Raw genomic sequence first — 15,588 nt, 5'->3', positions numbered from 1 at the left:
TCGTTCCGGGAGACGCGACACCGATGGCACCAGTGCAAGCGCATAGCGTGCTGCCCCACCGTGAGCCGGATACGGTCACGCCGCGGCCCGTGCGCCCGGGCATCGACCTGCAGGTCAACGGCGAGCATTTCCGCCATACCGGCGACCCCGACATGCCCCTGCTGTGGTATCTGCGCGACGTGCTGAAGCTGGACGGCACCCGCTATGCGGGTGAACACGGCGAAGGCGGCGCCGACCTGGTGCTGGTGGACGATCGCGCGCATTCGTCGATTACCTTGCCGATGCACCGGCTGGCCCACCGCCGGGTGACCACCGTGGAAGGACTGGTCCTGCCCGACGGCTCGCTGCACCCGCTGCAGCAGGCCTTCATTGACGAGGATGCGATCGGCTGCGGCTACTGCACCTCGGGCTGGCTGATCGCCGCCATGTCCCTGCTCAGGCAGCATCCGACGCCCACCGACGACGACATCGACACCCTGCCCAATCTCTGCCGCTGCGGCTGCCAGACCCGTGTGCGCGCCGCGATCAAGCGCGCCGCCACGGCCATGAAGGAACCCCGGCCATGACCCGTCCGCCGCAACTCGCGCGCCGGCGCTTCCTGAAGGTGCTGGCCGGCGCGGCTGGCGCACTCATCGTCGGCGTGCCGCTGACCGCGCTGGCGGACAATGCGCCGGTGCCGCTGGATTTCCTGGGCGACCCGCTCTACGGCCTGGGCGCTTATGTGCGCATCGATGCCGATGGCAGCGTGCTGATCGGCGCCCGCGACCCGGATACCGGCACCGGCGTGGCCACATCGCTGCCGCGGATCATCGCCGACGAACTCGACGCCGACTGGAGCCGCGTCAGCGTGGTGCCGCTCGGCCTGGGCGTGGTGAACGGCCAGGGCGAACCGGACTGGATCTATGGTCACCAGCTCGGCGGCACCGGCACCTCGATACCCGCTGCCTGGTCGGATCTGCGCCAGGCCGGCGCGCTGGCGCGCTGGCTGCTGCTGCAGGCCGCCGCGCAACAGCTCGGCGTGCCGGCCGACGGACTGCGTTGCACCAAGGGCCAGGTGATCGCCCCGGATGGCCGCCGCCTCGGCTACGGTGAGCTGGCCGCCGCCGCGTCAAAGATCGCCCCGCCGAAAACCTCGCCCGCACCGAAGACGCCCGACCAGTACACGCTGATCGGCCAGCCGGCGGGCGACGTCGATGCCCGCGGCATCGTCACCGGGCAGACGCCATACACGCTCGACCATCACGTCGGCGACGCGCTGGTCGCGATCCTCGTCCACTGCCCGTGGCGCGACGGCCAGCTCAAGAGCATCGACACCACCGGCGCACTGGCGGTACAGGGTGTGCAGGCCGTACTTCAGCTGAAGCCCGAAGCCGGCATTCCGCCCGGACAGACCGTTTATGCACCGGCCGTGGCCGTGGTCGCCGACAGCACCTGGGCCGCCCTGCAGGGTCGTGCCCGACTGAAGATCGACTGGCAGCCCGGCCCCAGCGGCAGCGAGAGCAGCGCCGCACTGGAACAGCAGGCCACCACCCTGCTCGACGGCAAGACCCCGCCCACCGTCCGCGTGCGTGACGACGGCGACGTCGACAAGGCCGGCAAGCATGCCGCACGGCGCTTCGAGGCGACCTACTACCAGCCGTGGCTGGCCCACGCCACCGCCGAGACCATGTGCTGCCTGGCCCGTGTCGACAAGGACAAGGCCGAACTGGTCGTACCCACCCAGGCGCCGCAGCGGGCCTGGTCGGTGGTGCAGCGGCTGACCGGTTTCAAGCCGGCCCAGATCCAGATCCGGGTGCCCCGCGTCGGCGGCGGCTACGGCCGGCGCCTGGACCACGACTACGTGGCCGAGGCGGTGACCATCGCCAAGGCGGTCGGCCATCCGGTGCGCCTGCTGTGGACGCGCGACGAGGACATCACCCACGACTGGTACCGTCCCGCCGCCGCGCATCACATCAGCGCCATCATCGACCACCGGCGTCACGTGATCGGCTGGGACCAGCGCGTGGCCAGCGCCTCGGCGCTGGTTGGCCGCGGCGTGCCCGACAACCAGCTGTGGACTTCCGAACTGCAGGCCGACCAGATGCCGGCCGGGCTGGTTCCGAACTACCGCAGCGACTGGTACGGCCTGGCCTCGGCACTGCCGCGCGGCCCGTACCGGGCGATGCCACATCTCACCAACGCCTTCGCGGTGGAATGCTTCATCGACGAGCTGGCCCACCAGCTGCGCGAGAACCCGCTGGACACCAAGCTGCGGCTGCTCGGCAAGCCGCGGCTGGTACCGCTGCAGGGCGGCGGCACGCTGGACACCGGCCGGCTCGTCAATGTGCTGCAGCTGGTAGCCGAGCGCATCGGCTGGAAACAGAACTGGCTGCACAGCGTCAACGGCTTCGGCATCGCCTGCTGGCACATCGACGGCGCCTACGTGGCGCACGCCATCGAGACCTCACTGCAGGGCAATACGCTGGGCATCGTGCGCGCCGTCTGCGCAGTGGACGTCGGCCGGGTGATCAACCCGACCGGTCTCACCGGCCAGGTCGCCGGTGCCACGCTGGATGCGCTGGGCACCGCACTCAACCTGGCCATCACCTTCAAGGACGGCCGGCCACAGCAGCGCAGCTGGAAGGACTATCCGCTGGCCAGCATGGCGCAGCTGCCGGACGACGTGGAAGTGATCGTGGTGCCCGGCCAGCGCGACCCGAACGGCGCCAGCTTCCTGGCCATGCCCAGCGCCGCGCCGGCCCTGGCCAACGCGGTATTCCGGGTCAGCGCCGTGCGCGTGCGGCGCCTGCCGCTGATGAAGGAACTGCTGCGGCTGCTGTAGCCGGCCGCTAGTGGAACTGGTCACTGGCCGGCGCCCACGAACTCCCTGCCGTTGCCGGCGACAGCACCGGGCGAACCACCGTCGCGGCCCCGCAGCCGGGTGGCATCGGCCCGCCGGCCACGCGCGCATCGGCACACTGCACGGCGTTGGTGAGCTTCACCGGTACGGCCGGCGCGGGCGCACTGGCCGGTGGTGCCACCTTCGGAATCGAGGCGTTCAAGGTCGGCAGGTTGAGCTGCCGGTAGATCTTCGGGTCGAGCGGCTTCGCCGGCGGGTCGGGGTTGCCGCAACCGAACAGCAGCATCGGCAACAACGGCATCGCCACGCACTTCACGCGCACGCCGCGCGGCAGATGGAAGGTGTGGCTGACCGTGGTCTTCTCCACCGCTCGACGCAGTGCGGTGTCGATCGAGCTCTCGCCCTCGGGCGTCCAGTACTTGTTGAAGATGGTCGGCGTGTAATGGAAGCCGTTCACGCGGTGCGACATGATCCGGGTGTCGCCGTGCGGAACCAGCTGGATGTACGTCCCCTCCGGGCTGCCCTGCGTGCCGTGACCACGTGCACCGGGCACACGCCCCTGTCCGGTGACCGGCGCGGCGAAATCGCCCGTGTGCGTGGGCACCGTCGGCGGCGTTGTCTGCACCACGCCACCGGGCTGGCCCGGGTTGGCGTTGTCGCTACCCGTCGGCGTGGCGTCCGGAGCTCGGCTGGGCGACGACTGCGTCGATTGCGCGGCTGCGGTCTTCGTTGCCGATGTGTGCGGTGCTGATGTCTTCGATGCCGATGTCTTGGCGGCTGTCCGGGTCGGAACGGGCTTCGGCATGGCCGGCGCGGCCGGCGTCGGCATCGGTGGTGCATGCACCGGCACGGCCGGCCTGGCCGATACGGTGGAAGGCAGCTGCACGTCCACCTTCGCCAGCGGTGGCTGGGTTGCCAGCGGCGCCGAAGGCAACGTCGGCGGCTGGATATCCACCGACGGCGCCTGCAGCCGTGGCGTGGCCGGCGCAGCGTAGGCGGGCGGTAGCGGTACAGCGGTCAGCTGCGCCGGCGCCACGCGGATCGCCGGCGACTGCACCTGTTGACGCAGGCGCGGCACCGACGGCAGCGGCGTATCCAGCGTGGACTGCAGGTTCACCGTCGGCGCCGGCAACGCCGGCAGCGGCACGGCCTGCAGCGCTGGCGCCGGTGGCGCTGCCGGCGGCTCGACATGTGTCACGACCGACACGCTGGGCCTGGCCACCGCGACCGTTACGCTCCGGTCCAGCGCAACCGCCGGCGGGGCAACCTTCGGTGCGGACTGGGCCGGCAGCTGCGGCAGGGCCAGCGAGGGCGGTGGCGGCATCGGGCGGGTGCCTTCGACCTGCGCCTTGCGTACCGGCTCGGGCTGGAAGCGCGGCGGCACCGGCTGCACCGCCACCGGCGCCTGCAGGGTGATCGCCGGTGGCGGCGGGCTGACCGCTATCGGCTGGATCCGTGGCGCCGGTGCGGGCTTGGGCACGCTGACTGACGGCAATGGTGCGGCGACGATCTTCGGCACCGGCGCCGACGGCCGGGCCTGAACCACGATCACCGGGCGATCGATCGGCGGAGCCGGCACCGGCGGCAGCGGCTGCGCCGTGGGCGCGGCCGTCGCGGTCTGACGATGGGCCACGTTGGCGGTCCGGGCAGCGACCTGGCTTGCGGCATGGCCACGATGCCGCGGTCCATGGCGCTTCGGTGGCGTGCCGCGGATCGGCGGCGGTGGCGGCGGCTGCGGCTTGTTGTCGATCAGGCGCACGTGCAGCACATCGCCATACGGCTCGTGCACCTGGTCAGGCACATAGGCTGGCCCCAGCACGGCGCCCAGCAGGAAAACCAGGTGCACCAGCAGCGTGCCGACCAGGGCGACGATGCGCAGCCCGCGTTCGCGCGGCAGCTCGCGCAGATGGTTGCGGTAGACGATGGCGCGCAGGGCCGCTTCGCGCGGCGACTCCATCGTCACGCGGACAGGCGGCCAGTCGATGGGGTCACTGGGCGGCAGCGGCATGCGCGAAGTGTAGCTGCCGCCACTGAGATTCTTCCGGTCAGTGACCCTTCTGCCCACCCGCCTGCTTGCGATGGAGTTCTCGCAACTGGGCATCCACCGCCCGGTACGGCGTATCTACCGGGCAGCCGTACGGCAATGGCTTGCCTGCACGGTAGATGGCGATGCACTTGGCCACGCTGGGCGGCTTCGGTCCCGGCGGGTGCTTCACCAGCGGCGCCGGCGCCATGCTCAGGCGTTCGTCGCCGTCAGTGGGTGGTGGCGGCGGCGGCGGATCACCCCCGCAGCCGGCCGGCAGGATGAACAGCACGGTCGAGCAGTGGAAGCGCACGCCCTTGGGCAGGTGGATCGTGGCGGTCTTGGTGGTTTTCTCTACGGCCTTGCGGATCGCCGTATCCACCGAGCTTTCGCCCGGTGGCGGGAAATACTGGGTGAAGCGGTTCTGCGTGGGGCGATAGCGATTGCCTGCGTCGTGCTTCATCACGGCGCTGTCGCCCCCTTGCAACGCCGCGGACACATAGGCAGGCACCCGGGCGCTGGTGGCCGGCGCCGGCGGCAGGCGGATCTGTCCGGTGGCGTCGTACAGCTTCGGCGGCGGGGCCTTGGTCGGCAGACTGATGGTCATCGCATGACGGTCCAACGGCTCGCGTACGGCCCGCGGCGGCACCGGCGGCCGTGCATGCATGGTCTGGCGGGGGACCGGCCTGGGCAGCGCGGGCATGGCCGGCGCGGCGGCGGCCGGCGGCACCGGCGTGCCGGTAATCAGGCGCACCTGCAGCGCGTCGTCCTGCGTTCCGACCGTCGGCGGAAGCCGCTGCGGGCGCAGTTCGTGGACGATCAGCGCCAGCAACAGCACGTGCAGCAGCAGGGTCAGCGCAAGCGCTCCCCACAGACGCCGCGGATCACGCATGGGCCGACGCCAGCGCATCCGGTGCAGCAGCTCGCGGGTATCGTGGTCCAGCGGCGCCAGGCCGCGCGCCGTGCCGGAGTCCGGCGGAAACCAGCGGTGATGTTCGACCTCGTGCAGGTTTTCGATAATGCGTCCTCGCCAAGCGTAGCCCGGTGCCCACGACATCGTCGTCGACCCGGCCGTCCATTGTGGCAGACCGCACGGACAGCCCGCCGGTTCCACCCCGCAATGCAACTTGACCACCGGGCGCGATGGCACAAGGCTATGCGGACGGCGCTCTGCGCCGTTCCCGCCATGACCGCCTCCGCGCCCCGGCGCAGGACGACCATGACGGCCCGCCATCGTCAGCCGCCACGCGCGGCCTCGTGCGGCGCCGTTCATGCCGATGCGAGCCCGCGCCCTGCTAGGGAGGGACGTCTCGTGTCGTACAACACGGAATGCATCCGCAATATCGCGCTCGCCGGCCACGCCGGCGCCGGCAAGACCACCTTGTTCGAGGCCTTGCTGTACGCCGGAGGCGTCATCCAGACGCAGGGCTCGGTGGAGCGCGGCAACACGCAATCGGACACCGACGCGCAGGAAAAGGCGCGCGGCCATTCCATCGACAGCTGCATCGCCGGTATCGATCACGGCGATTGCCACATCAACCTGATCGATACCGCCGGCTACGACGACTTCCGCGGCGGCACGCTGTCCGCCTTCGCCGCGGTGGAAACGGTGATGGTGGTGGTGAATGCCGCCAACGGCATCGAACACGGCACCCGCCGCATGATGGAGCACGCACGCACCCGCAAGCTGGCGCGCGTGCTGGTGGTGAACCGGATCGATGTCGAAGGCGCCGACCTGGACGCGCTGGTGGAAACGCTGCGTGCCGAGTTCGGTCCCGAATGCCTGCCGGTGAACCTGCCCGCGCAAGGCGGCAGCGAAGTGCTGGACTGCTTCTTCCACGCCGACGGCGCGACCGATTTCTCCTCGCTCGCCGAGGCGCACCAGCGCATCATCGACCAGGTGGTCGAGATCGACGAGGCGGCCATGGGCGCCTACCTGGACAAGGGTGAAGGCGCGCTCACCCCGCCACAGCTGCACAATGCGTTCGAGCAGTGCCTGCGCGAGGGTCACCTGGTGCCGGTCTGCTTCGTCAGCGCACGCAACGGCACCGGCGTGACCGAACTGCTTCAGCTGATCGAGCGCCTGCTGCCCAATCCGGCCGAGGGCAACCCGCCGCCGTTCCTCGACGACCGGGACATGCCGGTCGCGGTAAACGCCGACTCCGCGAAACACGTGATCGCCGACGTGTTCAAGATCGTCAACGACCCGTTCGTCGGCAAGCTCGGCATCTTCCGCGTGTGGCAGGGCACGGTGCGGCGCGATTCGCAGCTGTTCGTCGACGACGGCCGCAAGCCGTTCAAGGTCGGCCACCTGTTCCGGCTGGAGGCCAGGACGCACCGGGAAATCGACGAGGCGATACCGGGCGACATCGCCGCGGTAGCCAAGGTCGAGGAAATCCACTTCGACGCCGTGCTGCACGACTCGCACGAAGCGGACCACATCCACCTCGCTCCGCTGCGCTTTCCGCAACCGATGTTCGGCCTGGCCCTAGAACCCGAACACAAGGGCCAGGAACAGAAGCTTTCGCTGGCGTTGGCGCGACTGGCCGAGGAAGACCCCTGCTTCCGCGTCGAGCATCACAAGGAACTCAACGAAACCGTGGTGCGCGGCCTGTCCGACCTGCACCTGAAGACCATGCTGGAACGCATGCAGGAACGCTACGGCGTCACCGTGCTGACGCGCCCGCCACGCATCGCCTATCGCGAAACCATTGCCAGCCAGGCCGAGGGACACCACCGCCACAAGAAGCAGACCGGCGGCGCCGGCCAGTTCGGCGAAGTCTTCCTGCGGGTGGAACCGCTGGCGCGCGGCGCCGGCTTCGAATTCGTCGATGCGGTGAAAGGAGGCGTAATTCCCGGGCAGTTCCTGCCGGCGATCGAGAAAGGTGTGCGCCAGGCGATGGAGGGCGGCGCGATCGCCGGCTACCCGATGCAGGACCTGCGCGTGACCGTCTACGACGGCAAGCACCACCCGGTGGATTCCAAGGAGGTGGCCTTCGTCAGCGCCGGCCGCAAGGCTTTCCTCGATGCGGTGGGCCGAGCGCGGCCGGTCGTGCTGGAACCCATCGTGGACGTGGAAGTGTCGATCCCCGCCGCGAACGTGGGCGATGTCACCGGCGGCCTGGCCGGCAAGCGCGCACGCATCATGGGTACCGACGCCCAACGCGGTGGCGAACTGCTGATCAAGGCACAGGCGCCGCTGGCCGAGCTCACCGACTATTCCACCGAGCTGAAATCGATGACCGGCGGACGCGGTCGCTACAACCTCGACCTGAGCCACTACGAACCGGTGCCGCCACCGGTGCAGAAGCAGCTCAGCGAAGGCTGGCGGCCACATGCCGACGACGACTGACCGCGCTGCGCCTGCTTCCGGTTAGGATCACGCTGACGCCATCGCGGCATGATCCGGAGCGTGCAATGACGGAGCGGTTCGACCTGCTTGTCGTCGGTGGCGGCATCAACGGTACCGGCATCGCGCGCGACGCCGCGGGTCGCGGACTGAAGGTCTGCCTGTGCGAACAGGACGACCTAGCCGCGCATACGTCCAGTGCCAGCACCAAGCTGATCCACGGTGGCCTGCGCTACCTGGAACAGTTCGAATTCGCACTGGTGGGCAAGGCGCTGGCCGAGCGCGAGGTGCTGTTGCGGCTGGCGCCGCACATCACCTCGCCGCTGCGCTTCGTGCTGCCGCTGGAGTCGCATCTGCGGCCGGCGTGGATGATCCGCCTAGGCCTGTTCCTGTACGACCACCTGGGCCGTCGCCACAGCCTGCCCGGCTCGCGCCGGGTCAACCTGCGGCGTCATCCGGCGGGCCCACCATTGCGCGATACCTTCCACACCGGCTTCACCTATTCCGACGCCTGGGTGCAGGACGCGCGGCTGGTGGTGCTGAACGCCATGGACGCATGCGAACGCGGTGCGACGGTGCTCGCGCGGACACGCTGCGTGGCTGCGCAGCGAGGCAGCGACGTCTGGGACGTACGGCTGGAAGCCCGCGGCGGCACGACCTCGACCGTCCAGGCCCGTGCCCTGATCAATGCCACCGGCCCCTGGGCCGTGCGCTTCCTCGATGACGTGGCTCAGGTCGGCCACGACCATGCACTGCGTCTGGTCAAGGGCAGCCACATCGTGGTGCCCAGGCTGTTCGGGCATGACCATGCCTACATCTTCCAGCAGCCGGACCGGCGCATCGTGTTCGCGATTCCCTACGAACACGATTTCACCCTGATCGGCACCACCGACGTGGACTACCACGACGAGCCCGTCGCACCGCACATCGACGACGCCGAGACGCACTATCTGTGCACGGCAGCCAACCGCTACTTCCGTCGCGCCATCAGCCCGGCCGACGTGATCTGGAGCTACAGCGGCGTACGCCCACTGCTGGACGACGAGCAGCGCAGCGCCGCCGACGTCAGCCGCGACTACCTGCTCGAACTGGATTCCCGTGGCGCACCGCTGCTCAACGTGTTCGGCGGCAAGCTCACCACCTACCGGCGACTGGCCGAAGAAGCGCTCGACCGCCTGGCTGTGCACTGGCCGGAAACCGGCCCGGCATGGACCGCGCATGGCTCGCCACTTCCCGGCGGCGAACGCACCGATATCGATGCGCTGCAACGCGAAGTCCAGGCACGCGCGCCGTGGCTGCCCGCCGCGCTGGCGCAGCGACTGGTGCGCAGCTACGGCACCCGCTGCGTGCAGATCATCGGACAAGCACAGGCACTGTCGGATCTGGGCGAACATTTCGGTGCCGACCTGTACCGGGCCGAAGTCGATTACCTGCGCGATCACGAATGGGCAGGCGACGCGGCCGACATCCTCTGGCGACGCAGCAAACTGGGCCTGCGCGTAAACGACGCACAGGCCCAACGCCTGGCGTCCTACCTTGCCGGAACATCGGCGCAGCATGCGCTGCCGGCCTGACCACCCGAATCCGGGAACACACGCATGGAAAAGACCCACATCCTGGCGATCGACCAGGGCACCACCAGCTCACGCGCGATGCTGTTCGACCGCCGCGGACACGTCGCTGGCATCGCGCAGCGCGAGTTCGGGCAGATCTTCCCGCAGCCGGGCTGGGTCGAGCACAAGCCGCGCGAGATCATGACCAGCGTGCTTTCCACCATCACCGAGGTGATGAACAACGCCCAGATCGATGCGCGCGCGATCGCCGCTATCGGCATCACCAACCAGCGCGAGACCACCGTGGTGTGGGACCGCACCACCGGCCAGCCCGTCTACAACGCGATCGTGTGGCAGTCGCGGCAGACCCATGCGATCTGCGAACAGCTCCGCCACGAGGGCTACGAGTCGCTGGTGCGCGAGCGCACCGGCCTGCTGATCGACGCCTATTTCTCGGGCACCAAGGTGAAATGGATACTCGACCATGTCGACGGTGCACGTGCCCGTGCCGCACGCGGCGAGCTGCTGTTCGGCACTGTGGACAGCTGGCTGATCTGGAACCTCACCGGCGGCAAGGCCCACGTCACCGATCCCGGCAACGCCTCGCGCACGCTGATGTACGACATCCACCGGTGCTGCTGGGACGACGAGCTGCTGGCCATGCTCGACGTGCCGCGCGCGATGCTGCCCGAGGTGCGTTCCAGCAGCGAGGTCTACGGTCACACCCTGGGCCAGCACTTCTTCGGCGAGCAGGTACCGATCGCCGGCGTGGCGGGCGACCAGCAGGCCGCGCTGTTCGGTCAGGCCTGCTTCGAACCTGGCATGGTCAAGAACACCTACGGCACCGGCTGCTTCATGCTGATGCACACCGGCAGCCAGGCAGTCGCATCGAAGAACGGCCTGCTCACCACCATCGCCTGGGGACTCGACGGCTCGGTGGAATACGCGCTGGAGGGCAGCATCTTCGTCGCCGGGTCGGTGATCCAGTGGCTGCGCGATGGCCTGCGCATGCTGGGCAGGGCCAGCGATTCGCAGGCCTATGCCGACCGTGTACCCGACAGCGACGGCGTCTACATGGTGCCGGCCTTCGTCGGACTCGGCGCGCCCTACTGGCGCAGCGACGTGCGCGGCGCGGTGTTCGGGCTGTCGCGTGGTACCACCAAGGAGCATTTCGTGCGCGCGGCGGTGGAGTCGATGGCCTACCAGACCCGCGACGTACTGACGGCGATGGAAAGCGATGCCTGCCTGCGGCTGAAGGAACTGCGCGCCGACGGCGGCGCCATCGCCAACGATTTCCTCGGCCAGTTCCAGAGCGACATCCTCGACGTGCCCGTGCTGCGCCCCCGGATCGCCGAGACCACGGCACTGGGCGCGGCCTACCTGGCCGGCCTGGCCACCGGCTTCTGGACCAGCCGCGAGGACATTGCGCGGCACTGGGCGGTCGACCGCAGGTTCGAACCGGCGATGCCGGCGGCGCAGCGCGAACGGCTATACGCCGGCTGGCAGCAGGCCGTGCAGGCCACGCTGGGTTTCAGGGTCTGACCGCCAAGCCCACCGCACACCGGCATCAGATGACCACTTGGCAAGTGTCGCACTGACCGTGTCCGTGCCCCCTGGGCGCCGATAGCTTGCCGCCGCATACCGGGCAGCACCGCGGAACCGGATCGCTCTCGTCGTGAAACCACCAGTAGTAGGTCGGCAGCAAGGTGCTCAACGCAGCAACTGCGGCGAGGCCGTCGCGGTTGACTTGGCCATCTTGCCTGAGAAGTTGGGCTTTGGCCCAGACCTCGTACTCGCCGGAGTCGAGCCACAGGCTGTAGAGCGCCTGAAACTGGCCATGCCAGGAGCGGACCATGTCGACCTGCTTGCTGCTGAGACCCAATCGCTGCGGATCGATGGTTCCATTGCAGGCAAAACAGTGCACAGGGTTGCCTGTGAGCCGGTGCACCAGCAGGAGCTCACGAAGTTCCTTGCAATCACAGAACCGCAGATCATCCGATGGCCTTAGCTTGTCGTAATGGCTCATCGGCGTCCGTCTAGCGCTTGGGCTTGAGCAGCGTGCCGGTGCAGTTCGGCGAGCCGCACAGGCATTTCCAGATCTTCTTCAGGCGCGCCGTATGCGGCACGTCGAGGGTGATGCCGTAGTCGTAGGTGAGTTCCTCGCCCGGCTTGATGTTGCGGATCGCCTCGATCACCACCTTGTCCTTGCGCGGGTCGCCGCTGGCGCTCTCCTCGATCAGCGCCCGGCAGTTCGGCGCGCAGCTGTGATTGATCCAGCGCGCGGTGTTGCCCTTGCGGTTGGCGTCGATCAGGTAGTGCTCGTTCAGCGTGAACAGGAAGGTATGACCGGTCTCGCCACCGTCGCCATACATCGTGTCGGCCTCGTCGTGGGACATCAGCGTGCCCTTGTACTCGATGACCTCTTCGCCCTTCCTGATCGGGGCGACGGCGAACACGCCATTGCCATGGATGGGAGAGCGGCGGGCGACGATGCGACGGGTCATGGCATTCAACGTTGGAAAGGGATTTTCCATGATGCCCGCAGCCCGTGCGGATGGGAACCGCGCATGGGCACTTTCACGCCGCCGCCATTGACGCGCGAGCCGCCGCCCGCCAAGATTCAAACAATCGTTTGAGGCCCGATCGATGAAACGACTGCTCCGCTGCATCGCCCTCGTCGCACTGGTTGCCGGCCTGGCCGCCTGCGGTCCGCCGCGCAAAAGCGTCTTCCCGCCCACGCTGAGCATCCAGCAGATGAGCGTGCAACCCGACGGCGAATGGCACCTGGTGCTGCGTATCCAGAACAACAGCTACACCGGCATGACCTTTCATTCGATCGACGGCACCCTGCAGGTCGCAAATGGCATACCGGTGCGCCTGCATGCCGACTTCAAGCGCAGCATCCCGGCGCTGGCGGCCGACGTGATCCCGCTCGACGTACTGCCGACCCCAGCCATGACGGCAGCGCTGAACGCGGTCGCCGCCAAGGGCAGTGCCGGCTCGCTGGCCTACCGCATCGGCGGCAGCACCAACGCCACCGCCCACCAGGACAAGAAAACACGCGATTTCGACTTTCACGGCAACGACTGGCTCTCGCCAGTGCCGGGTATCCCCAACACCTACCGCTGAACACGCATTACACGAAGGAATTCCGTCATGACCCTCTACAAGGCTCCGCTCGATGACCAGCGTTTCACCCTCTTCGACGTGCTTGGATCCGAAGCCGTACTGACCAGGCTGCAGGGCGGCGCCGACCACAGCCGCGACCTGATCGACGCCGTGCTGGAAGAAGCGGGCAAGCTCAGCGAGCAGGTGCTGGCGCCGACCAACGCACCCGGCGATGCCGAGGGCTGCCACTACGACAAGGAAAACCGCACCGTCACCACGCCGAAGGGTTTCAAGGAAGCCTTCAAGGCGTTCGCCGAGGGTGGCTGGGCCGGCCTGACCATGGCCGAGAAGTTCGGCGGTCAGGCGCTGCCCGGCGTGCTCGGCACCGCCACCACGGAACTGTTCCAGTCCGGCAACCTGTCGTGGAGCCTGTACCCGCTGCTGTCCGAGGGCGCCTGCCACGCGATGGAACTGCACGGCACCGAGGCGCAGCAGGAAACCTACCTCAAGCCGATCGTCGAAGGTCGCTGGACCGGCACCATGTGCCTGACCGAGCCCCAGGCCGGCTCCGACCTCGGCCTGCTGAAGACCCGCGCCGAACCGAAGGGTGACGGCAGCTATGCGATCAGCGGCACCAAGATCTTCATCAGCGCCGGCGAGCACGACCTGGCCGAGAACATCGTGCATCTGGTGCTGGCACGCCTGCCCGACGCGCCGGCTGGCAGCCGTGGCATCTCCATGTTCATCGTGCCCAAGTTCAAGGTGAACGCCGACGGCTCGCTGGGCGAACGCAACAACGCCTACGCTGGCGCCATCGAACACAAGATGGGCATCAAGGGCTCGGCCACCTGCGTGATGAACTTCGACGATGCCGAGGGCTTCCTGATCGGTCAGCCGCACAAGGGCCTTGCCGCCATGTTCACCATGATGAACGCGGCACGCCTGGCGGTGGGTGTGCAGGGCTTGGCGCTGGCCGAACGAGCGCTGCAGAACAGCCTCAACTACGCGCGCGAGCGCCTGCAGGGCCGCGCGCTGTCCGGCGCGAAGTTCCCCGACAAGCCCGCCGACAACCTGCTGGTGCAGCCGGATGTGCGTCGCATGCTGCTGACCCAGCGTGCCTTCGTCGAAGGTTCGCGTGCGCTGCTGTTCTACACCGCACTGCAGACCGACGTGGAAGCCCGCGCCGCCGACCCGGCCGAGCGTGCGAAAGCCAGCGAGCTGGTCGCCTTCCTGATCCCGATCGCTAAGGGCGTGGTCACCGAGCTGGCGCAGGAGTGCACCAAGGAAGCGCTGCAGGTCTACGGCGGCCATGGTTTCATCGGCGAAAACGGCATGGAGCAGTTCGTCCGCGACGCCCGTATCATCACGCTGTACGAAGGCACCACCGGCATCCAGGCGGCTGATCTGCTCGGCCGCAAAATCCTCCAGCTGAAGGGCGTCGGCTTCAAGCATTTCCTGGAAGAAATCGGCGCGTTCTGCAAGCAGCACGCCGGCGATACATCGCTGCAGCCGCTGGTCGGCCCGCTCGGTGCGGCCTCCAAGCAGTGGGGCGAGCTCACTCTGGCGCTGGCACAGCGGGTGCAGGCCAACCCGGAAGAACTCGGCGCGGCCGCGGTGGATTATCTCTGGTATTCCGGCTATGTCACGCTCGCCTACTTCTGGGCGCGCAGCGTGGCCGCCGCCGAGGCGAGCGCCCAACCGGCTGCGTTCAAGCAGGCCAAGCGCGACACGGCGGCGTTCTACTTCGCGCGCATCCTGCCGCGCACCCTGATGCACAAGGCCGCCATCGAGGCCGGCGTGGCGACCGTGCCCGGCATCGACTGAGCCGCGCCTCTCAAGCCGATATCGCGAAGCCCGGCAATGCCGGGCTTCGCTTTCTGTGACACCTGCAACGTTCGTGCATACGCTGCGTCAAGGCCATCGTCAGGTAACTGAACCGTTCCGCAGCAGCGGCTCCCGCATATACCCACTCTCCTTTCCCGATGGGGTACGGTCGACGGGACAGCAACGATGTCTGCCTCATATCCGCCTGCCCGCGCATCGCTGTCCATCCACGCAGGCGCGAAACACCAGGAGATCATGCGATGAAGATTCGCACCACTCGAACCGCCGTGCTCGCAGCCAGCCTGATGGCGATCGGTCTGACCGGCTGCTCGCAATACGTGAAGAAAACCGACTTCGCCGCGGCCATCCAGCAGTTGCAGCAGAAACAGAGCGACCAGCAGCAGCAGATCGACTCGCTCAAGCAGCAGATGCAGACGCAGTTCTCCAAGTACGATGCCCAGATCACTGCGATGCAGGGCCGCGTGAGCGTCGATACCGTCGCCCACTTCGCCTTCAACAGCGCCACCCTGCAGGATCAGGACAAACCCGCGCTGCAGAACTTCGCCCAGACCATCAGCAAATATCACCCGAATGCGCTGATCACCGTGGAAGGCTTCACCGACCCGGCCGGCTCGCGTGCCTACAACAAGAAGCTGGGCATGGAACGTGCCGACGCCGTGCGCGACTTCCTGGTCAGCAGCGGCCTCAATGCCAGCCAAGTTCGTGCCGTGAGCTACGGCAAGGACGCCAACCGCCAGGTCGTGAAAGGCGCCACGCATGCACGCGGTGCCGACAACCGCCGCGTCTCGCTGACGGTGGACGCCACCGGTGCCGGTGCCATCGCATCGGCGTCGTCATCGTCCTGACGCAGCCATCGGCCACGCGACACCCA

At 68.1% G+C, this 15,588-nt stretch carries 12 protein-coding genes; 8 read left to right on the top strand and 4 right to left on the bottom strand.

Annotated features, from left to right (window positions below):
- The first annotated feature begins 23 nt into the window (after positions 1-23).
- Positions 24-566 (top strand): (2Fe-2S)-binding protein, encoded by a 543-nt coding sequence (locus RA164_RS03320; RefSeq protein ID WP_329742558.1) that lies wholly within the window; start codon positions 24-26, stop codon positions 564-566.
- Complete coding sequence (locus RA164_RS03315) at positions 563-2,821, top strand: xanthine dehydrogenase family protein molybdopterin-binding subunit (protein WP_329742557.1); 2,259 nt, start codon at positions 563-565, stop codon at positions 2,819-2,821. The genes RA164_RS03320 and RA164_RS03315 overlap by 4 nt, the downstream gene beginning before the upstream one ends.
- Positions 2,822-2,828: 7 nt before the next feature.
- On the opposite strand, the gene RA164_RS03310 is transcribed toward RA164_RS03315, so the two are convergent.
- Both RA164_RS03310 and RA164_RS03305 read right to left on the bottom strand, forming a co-directional pair.
- Complete coding sequence (locus RA164_RS03310) at positions 2,829-4,847, bottom strand: hypothetical protein (RefSeq protein WP_329742556.1); 2,019 nt, start codon at positions 4,845-4,847, stop codon at positions 2,829-2,831.
- A 37-nt stretch (positions 4,848-4,884) separates the two neighbouring features.
- Positions 4,885-5,919: a hypothetical protein gene (locus RA164_RS03305; protein ID WP_329742555.1), complete on the bottom strand. Its 1,035-nt coding sequence runs from the start codon at positions 5,917-5,919 to the stop codon at positions 4,885-4,887.
- A 255-nt stretch (positions 5,920-6,174) separates the two neighbouring features.
- Here RA164_RS03305 and fusA point away from each other — a divergent pair, with 255 nt between their 5' ends.
- The 3 genes from fusA (at position 6,175) to glpK (ending at position 11,306) form a co-directional block, all read left to right on the top strand.
- On the top strand, positions 6,175-8,214 hold the full coding sequence (gene fusA / locus RA164_RS03300) for an elongation factor G (RefSeq protein ID WP_329742554.1): 2,040 nt from the start codon (positions 6,175-6,177) through the stop codon (positions 8,212-8,214).
- Between the two features lie 65 nt (positions 8,215-8,279).
- Entirely contained in the window at positions 8,280-9,785 is a 1,506-nt protein-coding gene (gene glpD, locus RA164_RS03295; RefSeq protein WP_329742553.1) for a glycerol-3-phosphate dehydrogenase, read from the top strand.
- Positions 9,786-9,809: 24 nt separating this feature from the next.
- Positions 9,810-11,306, top strand: coding sequence for a glycerol kinase GlpK (gene glpK / locus RA164_RS03290; RefSeq protein WP_329742552.1), 1,497 nt, complete (start codon positions 9,810-9,812; stop codon positions 11,304-11,306).
- Positions 11,307-11,331: 25 nt separating this feature from the next.
- Here glpK and RA164_RS03285 read toward each other — a convergent pair whose 3' ends face one another.
- Positions 11,332-11,790 carry a DUF2310 family Zn-ribbon-containing protein gene (locus RA164_RS03285; RefSeq protein ID WP_329742551.1) on the bottom strand — a complete coding sequence of 153 codons (459 nt, stop codon included), beginning with the start codon at positions 11,788-11,790 and terminating at the stop codon, positions 11,332-11,334.
- Between the two features lie 10 nt (positions 11,791-11,800).
- On the bottom strand, positions 11,801-12,268 hold the full coding sequence (locus RA164_RS03280; RefSeq protein ID WP_329742550.1) for an SET domain-containing protein: 468 nt from the start codon (positions 12,266-12,268) through the stop codon (positions 11,801-11,803).
- 142 nt (positions 12,269-12,410) lie between these two features.
- Here RA164_RS03280 and RA164_RS03275 point away from each other — a divergent pair, with 142 nt between their 5' ends.
- The 3 genes from RA164_RS03275 (at position 12,411) to RA164_RS03265 (ending at position 15,562) form a co-directional block, all read left to right on the top strand.
- On the top strand, positions 12,411-12,893 hold the full coding sequence (locus RA164_RS03275) for a hypothetical protein (RefSeq protein ID WP_329742549.1): 483 nt from the start codon (positions 12,411-12,413) through the stop codon (positions 12,891-12,893).
- A 27-nt stretch (positions 12,894-12,920) separates the two neighbouring features.
- Positions 12,921-14,696, top strand: a complete 1,776-nt coding sequence (locus RA164_RS03270) for an acyl-CoA dehydrogenase C-terminal domain-containing protein (protein WP_329742548.1) — start codon at positions 12,921-12,923, stop codon at positions 14,694-14,696.
- Positions 14,697-14,956: 260 nt separating this feature from the next.
- On the top strand, positions 14,957-15,562 hold the full coding sequence (locus tag RA164_RS03265) for an OmpA family protein (protein WP_329742547.1): 606 nt from the start codon (positions 14,957-14,959) through the stop codon (positions 15,560-15,562).
- The last annotated feature ends 26 nt before the right edge of the window (positions 15,563-15,588 follow it).

The organism is Dyella sp. A6 (assembly GCF_036320485.1).
Lineage (GTDB): Bacteria > Pseudomonadota > Gammaproteobacteria > Xanthomonadales > Rhodanobacteraceae > Rhodanobacter_A > Rhodanobacter_A aluminiiresistens.
This window is presented reverse-complemented; position numbering and strand designations above follow the sequence as displayed.

Excerpts from the sequence above, each read along its gene's own strand:
- RA164_RS03320 (WP_329742558.1), top strand. The coding sequence starts at position 24 with ATGGCACCAGTGCAAGCGCATAGCGTGCTGCCCCACCGTGAGCCGGAT.
- RA164_RS03315 (WP_329742557.1), top strand. The coding sequence starts at position 563 with ATGACCCGTCCGCCGCAACTCGCGCGCCGGCGCTTCCTGAAGGTGCTG.
- RA164_RS03310 (WP_329742556.1), bottom strand. The coding sequence starts at position 4,847 with ATGCCGCTGCCGCCCAGTGACCCCATCGACTGGCCGCCTGTCCGCGTG.
- RA164_RS03305 (WP_329742555.1), bottom strand. The coding sequence starts at position 5,919 with ATGTCGTGGGCACCGGGCTACGCTTGGCGAGGACGCATTATCGAAAAC.
- glpD (WP_329742553.1), top strand. The coding sequence starts at position 8,280 with ATGACGGAGCGGTTCGACCTGCTTGTCGTCGGTGGCGGCATCAACGGT.
- glpK (WP_329742552.1), top strand. The coding sequence starts at position 9,810 with ATGGAAAAGACCCACATCCTGGCGATCGACCAGGGCACCACCAGCTCA.
- RA164_RS03285 (WP_329742551.1), bottom strand. The coding sequence starts at position 11,790 with ATGAGCCATTACGACAAGCTAAGGCCATCGGATGATCTGCGGTTCTGT.
- RA164_RS03280 (WP_329742550.1), bottom strand. The coding sequence starts at position 12,268 with ATGACCCGTCGCATCGTCGCCCGCCGCTCTCCCATCCATGGCAATGGC.
- RA164_RS03275 (WP_329742549.1), top strand. The coding sequence starts at position 12,411 with ATGAAACGACTGCTCCGCTGCATCGCCCTCGTCGCACTGGTTGCCGGC.
- RA164_RS03270 (WP_329742548.1), top strand. The coding sequence starts at position 12,921 with ATGACCCTCTACAAGGCTCCGCTCGATGACCAGCGTTTCACCCTCTTC.
- RA164_RS03265 (WP_329742547.1), top strand. The coding sequence starts at position 14,957 with ATGAAGATTCGCACCACTCGAACCGCCGTGCTCGCAGCCAGCCTGATG.